General features: G+C 48.8%; 1 protein-coding gene. It reads left to right on the plus strand.

From position 1 onward, the window contains the following. Positions 1 to 9: 9 nt before the first annotated feature. A complete protein-coding gene (locus MARME_RS04840; protein WP_013660136.1) occupies positions 10 to 10,173 on the plus strand; it encodes a non-ribosomal peptide synthetase in 10,164 nt (3,387 codons plus the stop codon). Position 10,174: the final 1 nt, after the last annotated feature.

The following is a 10,174-nucleotide window of genomic DNA, read 5'->3' on the forward strand; positions in this document are numbered from 1 at the left end:
AGATTACTGATGACAAATTTAACGACACTATCTATCGATACATCACCTACCGAAACACCTTCTATGAAAGCTGTTTCGAATAACATCGAGTCGATTTACCCGCTTGCGCCGATGCAAGAAGGTCTTCTTTTTCATACTTTGATGAACCCACAACAAGGGATGTATCTTTTGCAATATCGCCATGTCATGGAGATGGAAGCATTAGATACAACGGCATTCCAGAAAGCTTGGAATGCCGTTGTTGATCGGCATGAATTATTGCGTACTGCATTTGTTTGGAAGCAGCAAAGACGACCATTGCAAGTTGTCTATAAACAGGTTGATCTTCCCGTTGAGTTGTTGGACTGGCGAACAATGGATGAAGAGACGCAAAAGCGAGAGCTTGAGCGCATGCTGGCAGAAGAGCGCCGCCAAGAATTAGCGTTCAATAAGGCCCCGATAATGCGAGTTCGCTTGATTCGCCTCGGTGAGCAGCGTTATCAGTTTGTACGTAGCTATCATCACATTCTTATGGATGCTTGGTGTTTCTCTTTGATCATGATGGACTTCCTCGCATTCTATCGCGCGTTTGCCAAAGGGGAGAGTCTAGAGCTTGAGAAGCCAAGGCCATATAGAGATTTCATTCGCTGGCTGCGTCAACAACCTGCTGACGCACATAAGGGTTTTTGGACTGAGCGTTTAGCTGGTTTCGATACGCCCACTTCACTGGGCATACGCCAACCGAATCAATTTCCAGATGCCGACCCCGTCGTTGATGTGGTGAGTCACTTAGATAAAGCGGAAACAAAGAAGCTGCAAGCTTTAGCGGCACATCATAAGGTGACCCTTAACACCTTGCTGCAGGGAGCTTGGTCGCTGCTATTGAGTCGTTATAGTGGTGAGCAAGATGTGTTGTTTGGTGTCACCGTCGCGGGGCGTCCTACCCATATGGCTGGGATGGAATCGATTGTTGGCTTATTTATCAATACATTGCCTTTACGCTGGCGAGTGAATCCGACGGATTCTTTAGGGGATTGGTTGCGTTCGTTGCAACGAGAGAATTTAGCGTTGCGCGAACATGAAACCAGCTCATTGGCCGACATTCAGCAATGGAGTGATGTCGAAGGGCAAGACTTGTTCCAAAGCTTATTTGTATTTGAGAACGCCCCAATGGATGCTGGCCTGAGTCAGGAGAATCTCGAATTTATTGTTCAAGATGCGACAAACCGAACGCATACGAACTACCCGATTACCGTGGTTATTATTCCGGGCGAATCGTTGCATTTGCAATTGACCTATCAAGGTCACGACTTTTCTCATGCTGCGGTGCGGACGATGCTGACGCACTTTCAAACGCTGCTGCAATCTATGGCAGAGTTGGATGAAGCGCTGGATAAAGGACAAGGAGTCAATACAACACTTGATCGTCTATCCATGTTGCATCCGTCTGAGAGCCTACAGCAAAAACAATGGGCACAAGGTCCAGAGTTGGCGTTAGATGAGAACTATCTTGAGCGTTTTTATACTCAAGTCGCTGCAGCGCCGAACAAGGTGGTCGTAAACGATGGAACGAATGCGTTGACTTATAAAGCGCTCGACCAACGATCCAGCAGACTCGCGCATCGCTTAGTTCAGCAGGGGGTTACGGTCGACAGTATTGTGGCGTTGTTAGATGAGCGCAGTAGCGACTTCTTGGTCATGATATTGGCCGTACTGAAATCGGGAGCCGCTTATTTACCTCTGGATCCGAGTCATCCTCCGCTGCGTCTCGCTCAGGTATTAAAACAAAGCCAAACGCGACGGGTGTTAGTTGGTGAGGGCTTTGAGTCCTTAGCGCGGGATGCTTTAGAGGTTTTGTCAGACGACGTTTTATCAAAAGGCGTTCTATCAAAAGACGCTCTATCAAAAAACAGGTCACTAGATATTCACGATGATTGTATTCCTGAATTAGAAGTTGTGAGTTCTGCGGATGCATTCTTTGTTAACGACATTGATGTCGTCGAGGATCGTCCACCTGCTGTCGATGTTTCAGGTCAAAACCTAGGTTATGTGATCTTCACATCGGGTTCTACTGGGACGCCAAAAGGCGCGATGGTGACGCGAGATGGCATGCTAAACAACATGCTGGGTAAATTTGCCCCCTTGCAGTTGAGCCATCAGGATGTCATTGCTCAAACCGCCTCTCAATGTTTCGATATTTCCGTGTGGCAATTCTTGATTGCGCCGATATTAGGGGCTCGCGTCGAAATCTTGCCCGATGCTATTAGCCAAGATCCAGCCAAGCTTGTGGAAGCGGTTGAGCGTCGCGAAATAACTGTCTTGGAGCCGGTTCCCGCTCTAATACAAGGCATGCTCGCGTATCGTACTTCTTTTACCCGCTTACGCTGGGTGCTGCCGACGGGTGAGGCGTTACCGCCCGTGCTTGCTCAGCAATGGTCTGAGCGCTATTCAACGATTCCGTTGATGAACGCCTATGGGCCTGCCGAGTGTTCGGATGATGTGGCGTTTTACCCTATTTTAGAGCGCTTGGGTGATGATGTTCGTCATGTGCCGATTGGCTCTGCGACGGCAAATAACCGTCTATACCTTCTTAGTCCTGAATTAGAGCCTATGCCAATTGGGGCGATTGGTGAGATTTATGTTGCTGGAACGGGCGTTGGGCGTGGCTATTTGAATGAACCTGAACGAACCGCAGGCGTTTTTCTACCGAATCCATTCTCGGACTCATCAATAAATAAAGGTGAGCGTTTATACCGTACTGGAGACCTTGCCCGTTACTTGCCCGATGGTCATTTGCAGTACGTTGGACGGGTCGATTATCAGGTCAAGGTGCGAGGGTATCGGATTGAGTTGGGAGAAATTGAGTCTCGTTTAGTGCAGCACACTGAGATTGATGAGGTTGTCTTGTTGGCTGTCAGCGATCCACAGCGTGGTAAGGTTCTGGTGGCTTATATCGCGGGTGAAAGATTGAGTGTTGAGACTCAAGGCGGTTTATCCAGCGATAATTGGGGGCCGTTACGGGAGTTTGTTGCGCAAGGGTTGCCAGACTATATGGTGCCCAACACATTTGTGGCGATGCCGAAGTTACCTAGAAACAACAACGGCAAAGTAGATCGAAAACAATTGCCAGACGTTGATTTTAGTCAGCAGCAAGAAGCAAACTATATTGCGCCGTCGACACCGATAGAGCATACGTTAAGCGAAATATGGCAAGCGCTTTTGGGCCTAGAGCGTGTGGGCGTTCAGGATAATTTCTTTGAATTGGGTGGTCACTCGTTATTGGCGACTCAAATGGCTGGCCAACTGACACGCGAGTTACAGCGCGACGTCCCACTTCGTGCTATCTTCGAATGTCCGACGATTGCTTTACTGTCTACTTGGTTGGCAGATCACGAGCCTCAGAACACATTACCGCCGATTAAACCCGCCGAGCAAATCCAAGTGCAAGCAAACGGTGATAAGCGTGCGCCGCTTTCTTGGTCGCAGCAGAGAATGTGGTTTTTACAGCAACTTGAACCACACAGCGCGGCCTATAATTTACCAGCGGCGATTCGTATTCGGGCCACAGGTAAGGAGAAAGGCTTAGATCTTGAAATCGCAGAGCGGGCGTTGAACATGGTCGTCGCAAAGCACGATATTTTGAGGACGCACTTTGTGATCGAGCAGGGGGCGCCAGTGCAAGTGGTGTCTCCTCACTGTGATTTATCAATTCGGACGACTCGTTTAACGTCAGTCGAGCAGAATGCTTCACTTGAACACGAGGCTTCACCTGAACAAGCGCTATCTAATGCCTTGAAAGCCGATGCCATGCAGCCTTTTGCATTGGACAGCGGCCCTTTGCTACGGGTTCATTTATTTGAATGCGAAGGTCGTGATCACGAACAGGTACTCACATTCAATTGCCACCATATTATTGCCGACGCCTGGTCATTGCGCCTATTTGTTGATGAGTTTTGTACGGCGTATGAGCGCCTTTGTGCCGCAGAATCAGTTGAGCCAACAGACCAAGTTTCTGAGTCGAGATTACAGTATTCAGACTTTGCTATTTGGCAACAAGCGTTAATGGAAGAAGGTCATTTAGACGATCAACTGGCGTATTGGTTAGGCGTATTACAACCGCAAGGCGACGATACTCAATCTCACGCCGAGCTCCCAGTCTTAGAATTGAGCTCGGACTATCCTCGCCCAGAAAAGCCGAGCGGTGCGGGTCAACGCTACGTTACGAGCATGTCTGAGGTGTTGGCGAAAAAGTTAGTCGCCTTTGACCGAGTAGCGGGACGCAGCCATTTTGCGTCGACCATGGCAGCCTTTCAGTTACTGCTTGGTTTCTACAGTGATCAACAAGATATTTTGATTGGTGTTCCAGTCGCGAATCGCCATCATGCGGATACGCAAAACTTAATGGGCTGTTTTATCAATACCTTGGTGCACCGAGCGGACTTAACGCCTGAGCAGACAGTCACGGATTTGATCAACGCAGTCGCAAAACAAGCCACTCAAGCACAAGCTAATCAAGATTTGCCATTTGACTATTTGATTGATCAACTGGGCGTCGATCGCCAAATGAGCTACAACCCTTTATTCCAGTCCATGTTTAATTATCTTTCTGGAAAAGCACTGGATCAGATGACTCTGACTGGGCTCACGGTCGAAGCAATTGATAATCGACCGGATACGGCCTTGTGCGATTTTAAATTGGACGTTCAAGCCGATGATGGACGCTTCAATTTGAGCTTCGAATACAGTGCTGAGTTGTTTGCGGCCGATACGGTGATGCGAATGGCGCAGGATTACGAACATCTCTTGAATTGGATGCTGGATCATCCGCAGGCAAAATTGTCTGACATTACTCTTTGGCAAGAAAAATCGACGGTTGAACGTGTTCCTGAGGCAAGACAAGTATTAAGTCTGTTTGCCGACCGTGTCGCGGAGCAGCCAAGCGCACTTGCGGTTCAAACAAATGGCGTAGATGTTGATTTATCTGCAAATATTTGTCTGACTTATGCCCAGTTAAACGCACAAAGTGACCGCTTAGCGGGCCTATTGCGTCACGCGGGCCTTAAGCGCGGAGATCGAGTTGCGCTTTGCATCGAACGAACTTACAGCATGCCTGTGTGCATGTTGGCTGTGTTGAAATGCGGATCGGCCTATGTGCCAATTGAGCCGAGCTGGCCGGATGAGCGCAAAGGCTACGTGTTATCGCATGCCTCGCCCACTGTTTGTTTGCTGCATTCTCATCATCAATCTGAGATTGAAGCGCTGCAACCTGATTTAGTGTGCGTTGCAGTGGATTTATGTTCGTTAGAGCATTCTGATGTTGATGTCGCCTCCGATCGACAGGCTTACGATCAGGCAGATAATGATCAGACAGATAACGAAGGACTCGATGGTGTTCATCCCGATTCGTTAGCTTATATCCTTTATACCTCTGGCTCGACAGGACGTCCAAAAGGTGTCGAGATTACCCACCATAATGTCGCGCATTTATGCCGTGATCTATCGGCTCGAATTCCATTAACCCACAAGGATCAGGTGTTGTCGCTGACGACATACTGCTTTGATATTTCAGTGGTCGAGTTGCTGTACCCATTGACACAGGGCGCCAGTATTTTAGTCGCCTCCAGTGAACAGGCTAAAGACCCGCGTCGGTTAGATCAGTTACTTGACCATCCTGACAATGTTAAATCCGTTAGTTTGATGCAGGCCACTCCGGCAACTTGGACGATGCTATTAGCTCGTTCTCAACGGTCATTGGATGGCGTAACGGCTATTGCTGGTGGAGAAGCGTTAAGTGCCGAGTTAGGACGACAAATTCTAGCGCGCGGCGCAACCTTGATGAACGGTTACGGTCCGACAGAAGTAACCGTCTATTCGACGTTCCATCCTGTTACAGAACGGGATTGCCAGCCTTCTCAGTCCGCCAACGTCGCGCACAGCAGTGCGGCATTACCTATTGGTAAAGCGGTGATGGGCCTGAGAGCACATGTATTAGACCGTGCCATGCGCCCTGTACCACAAGGCGTAACAGGAGAGTTGTATCTAAGCGGTGATGGCGTTGGTTTGGGGTATCATCGAGCGCCAGAGTTAACCGCGAATGCCTTTATTACGCATAAGCATCTTTCGCTTCTTGATGGTCAACAAGTCTACGAACGTCTTTATAAAACTGGCGATTTAGTGCGTCGTCGTACCGATGGCACATTGGATTACGTTGGGCGTAACGATTTCCAAGTGAAGTTACGTGGATTTAGAATTGAGTTGGGTGAGATCGAAGCACTTCTTCCTCAATTGGAAGGGGTCGATAACGCAGCGGTTCTGCTACAAGGTCAGGGTGATCAAGCGCGACTAGTGGCTTATTGGAGTGGTGAGCTGCGTGATATTGAACGTTTGCGCCGTCACCTTGCGTCGAGTTTGCCTGAGTATATGGTGCCTACCTTCTGGCAATGGGTTGAGCGTTTTCCTCAAAACGCCAATGGTAAGGTTGATCGAAAAGCACTGCAAAATATGCCATTAACCGAGCTTGTAAGCGGTCTGGATTCGGACAAACGGACGGCGCCTCAATCCCTATGGGAAAAACGCATTGCGGCTATTTGGCGAGAGGTTCTGCCAATAGAGGAGTCCGTTTCAATTGCTCGTGAAGATAACTTTTTTGCTCTCGGTGGTCATTCCTTGCTGGCGGCGCGTATTGTTGCGACCTTAGCAGAAGAATTTGAAGTCGATCTGCCGCTACGCAGCGTCTTCGAAGCGCCAACGGTGATGGCGTTGGCAGGCGAAGTCGAGCTGCATGTTCAGCCTCCGCTGGTGATTCCTGTTCAAAGCGCAGCTGAAGCTGATAATCGCCTTGCGCCGATGCATGCCACACAGAAACGTTTGTGGTTCCTTGAAAAATTCAGTGGTGCGAGTCGAGCGTATCAACTGACTCTATCCTTACGTGTCAACGGGCAGCTGGATGTTCAGGCATTGCGACAGGCTTTATATGCGTTGACTCTGCGCCAACAGAGCTTGCGTACGGTTTTTGTTGAACAAGACGGAGAGCTACTTCAGCGAGTCTTGCCTGATGCGGATATTACGCTAGAACGCGTTCCATTGATGCAACATGAACTGGACGCTGATCTGTTGGCGGAATGTCATGACGCATCATTGATAAAGACTTTGAGGGGGTTAGCGGATCAGCCCTTTGTACCTGAGCAGTCTGCGCCTTGGCGTGTCGATTTGTTATCAGCGAAAAGTGCAACGTCAGTTGATTTAGACCTCTCTGAATTAGATCGTCAGCAAGTAGAGGCTCAGCACTTAGACGCTAAGCAGTTAAATAATCAGCAAATCTTGCAGCTGAGCATGCATCACTTGATCGCGGATGGTTGGTCGTTACGTATTTTCTTCGACGAATTGCAGGCTTTATATCGTACTGCGTTATCGTCAGATCGCTCTAAGCTTACGGCTTCTGATTTTATAGCCTCGGATTTGCCTTATCAGTTTACGGATTATGCTCGCTGGTGGCAGAGTGATGACACTCGCCAGACGCTCGAGCAGCAGTTGTCTTATTGGAAAACCAAGTTGGCCGGTGAGCCGCCTTTACTGGATCTACCGACAGAGTTACCGCGCCCCAAGCAGCTTAGTAATCGTGGGCAGCGTTACCGTTTTCAATTACCCGAAAGTGTGGTTGCTCAACTGAAAAATGTCAGTGCTGAGCGTCAAATGACGGCATTTGTGCCTTTGCTAAGCGCATGGCAGCTCTTGCTCTCTCGTTACAGCGGTCAGCACGATATTCACGTTGGGGTTCCGGTTGCGAATCGCCATCTTGCCCACAGTGGCAAGATAATTGGTTATTTTGCGTCCACGCAGGTGATTAAAGCACCTCTAGGTTTGCAGGCCTGCGTGGCGGACAACTGGATGTTGTTGCAACAAACGCTCACTGAAGCGCAGCAGCATCAAGATCTGCCATTCGAGCAACTGGTCGAATCATTGGAGTTACCGCGAGATAATGGTCGAGCGCCGTTGTTCCAGACGTTGTTTAACTTAATTCAATTGGATGCGAATACTCAGTTTGGAGGCCTTTCAATCGAGCGTATTAATTTGGATGAAGGAACCACTCTAAGCGAAATAGGAATGCAAATTGAGCAAGCTGAACAGGCATGGTTCTGTGTGCTGGAATACAGCAGTGAGCTGTTTGTAGAAGACACTGTTGCTCGTTACGCTCGCCATTATGTGAGCTTGCTAAAAGACATGCTGCAAATGCCAGAGAAGCGTTTGTGTCAGCTGGATATGCTCGATGCGACGGATTATGCACTCGATGCCGCTTTTAATGCGACAGAGGCAGAGTTGAAGGCTGAGTATGATTTGATCCATCGCTTTGAACAGCAGGTTCTACAGACGCCTGATGCCGAAGCGATTCGTTATCTTGATCAATCATTGAGCTATTTCTCTCTTAATGAGGAAGTGAATCGCCTAGCGCATTATTTAAGACAAAAGGGCATGACGGCGGAACACAAAGTCGCGATCTTACTGGATCGTGGACCACGTATGATGATTGCCCACCTGGCGGTATTAAAAGCGGGGGCGGCCTATATTCCACTTGACCCAGCGCAGCCCGCCGATCGATTGAATTACATCTGTCAGCATGCTCAGCCACAGCTCTTGATTACTGAATCGCATGTAAGCGAGCGTGTGACAGGGTTGTTTGAATGTTTGCTTTTGGATGTTTTGCCAAGTGTCATATGTGAGCAAGCTAAATCGAGCGAGCAAGCTGAACTGAGCGAGGAAGCAGGACTGTCACTCTTCAATCGCATTGATAACCCGCAACCTATCATTCATTTTGCGCAGCTTGCTTATCTTATCTATACGTCTGGCTCGACAGGGAAGCCGAAAGGCGTTGCTGTTAACCGTGGAAACTTGGCGAACTTTCTTTATGCGATGGATCACAAGATTGCCATCGATTCGACTGATCGTTGGTTGTCAGTCACCACCACATCATTTGATATGAGCGTGTTGGAAATTTATCTGCCGTTGTTGCACGGCGCAACTTTGATATTAGCAGACAAACAACAGTCGCTAGATGCAGGCGAGTTATTTGAGCTGCTGCGTCAGTCCACTGTATTTCAAGCGACTCCCGCCAGTTGGCAGATGCTCTTGACTCGTCAAGCAAGTGATTGGCCTTCCTTGAAAGGCGTTATCGGAGGAGAAGCGGTACCGACGCATGTCGCAAAACACTTGGTTGAGAATGGAGTGCAATTGCTCAATGCGTATGGCCCTACGGAAACGACTGTATGGTCAACGGCGCATATTCTGGACGAAAGTGAAGTCACTCTGGAAGGTGTTGCAGCAATTGGATCGCCTATTTTAAACAATCGCTGTTACCTGTTGGATGAGCAATGGCAGCCTGTTCCACTGGGCGCAACGGGGGAGCTGTATATTGCTGGAGAAGGCGTGACTCGTGGCTATCAAGATGCGCCGGATTTAACGGCCAGTGCGTTTATTCCAGATCCATTTCGTCAGGACGGGTCACGCTTATACAAAACGGGAGACCTTGCCCGACGTCGCTCTGATGGCGTGTTGGAATACATTGGCCGCAGCGATTTCCAAATTAAGATTCGTGGCTTCCGTATTGAACTGGGTGAAATTGAAACGGCGCTGCGTCGCCAAGAAGGCATCGTTGAAGTTGTGGTGGTCGCTGATGATAAACAGCGGCTTGTTGCCTTCGTTCAAGTTGACGCAAGTCGCGATCATGCTTCGCTAAATGCCAATTTACGTCGCTGTTTAGAGAACGAATTACCCGCTTATATGGTGCCTTACCAGTGCGTGATTCTCGACACCTTTGTTCTTAATAGTAACGGGAAAATTGATCGAAAACGGTTGGCAGCGCACGCGTCAGAGATCGGATTAAATTCGAATCCATCACAAGACTCAGGTCGTGCACCAAGTGGTGATATTGAAGTGCGTTTGGCCGAGATTTGGGAAGCCTTACTCGGGATGTCTCCTAGCGCTGAGCAGAGCTTCTTTGCACTGGGCGGACATTCTCTATTAGCGATGCAAATGATCAGCAAGGTCGAAGCTGAGTTTGGTTTGCGTCTCGCGCTGCAATCCTTATTTGAGCAACCCACTATCGAAGCGTTAGCGAGACAAATCGCTGAAAGCACTGACGATCAACAAGATGATGAGCTGGACTTTATGGATCAGTTACTAAGTGAATTTGAAGACTAGG

This window comes from Marinomonas mediterranea MMB-1, assembly GCF_000192865.1.
Classification (GTDB): Bacteria; Pseudomonadota; Gammaproteobacteria; order Pseudomonadales; family Marinomonadaceae; genus Marinomonas; species Marinomonas mediterranea.

Bases quoted from the DNA above. Each gene is read 5' to 3' on its own strand.
- MARME_RS04840 (WP_013660136.1), top strand. From the start codon at position 10: ATGACAAATTTAACGACACTATCTATCGATACATCACCTACCGAAACA.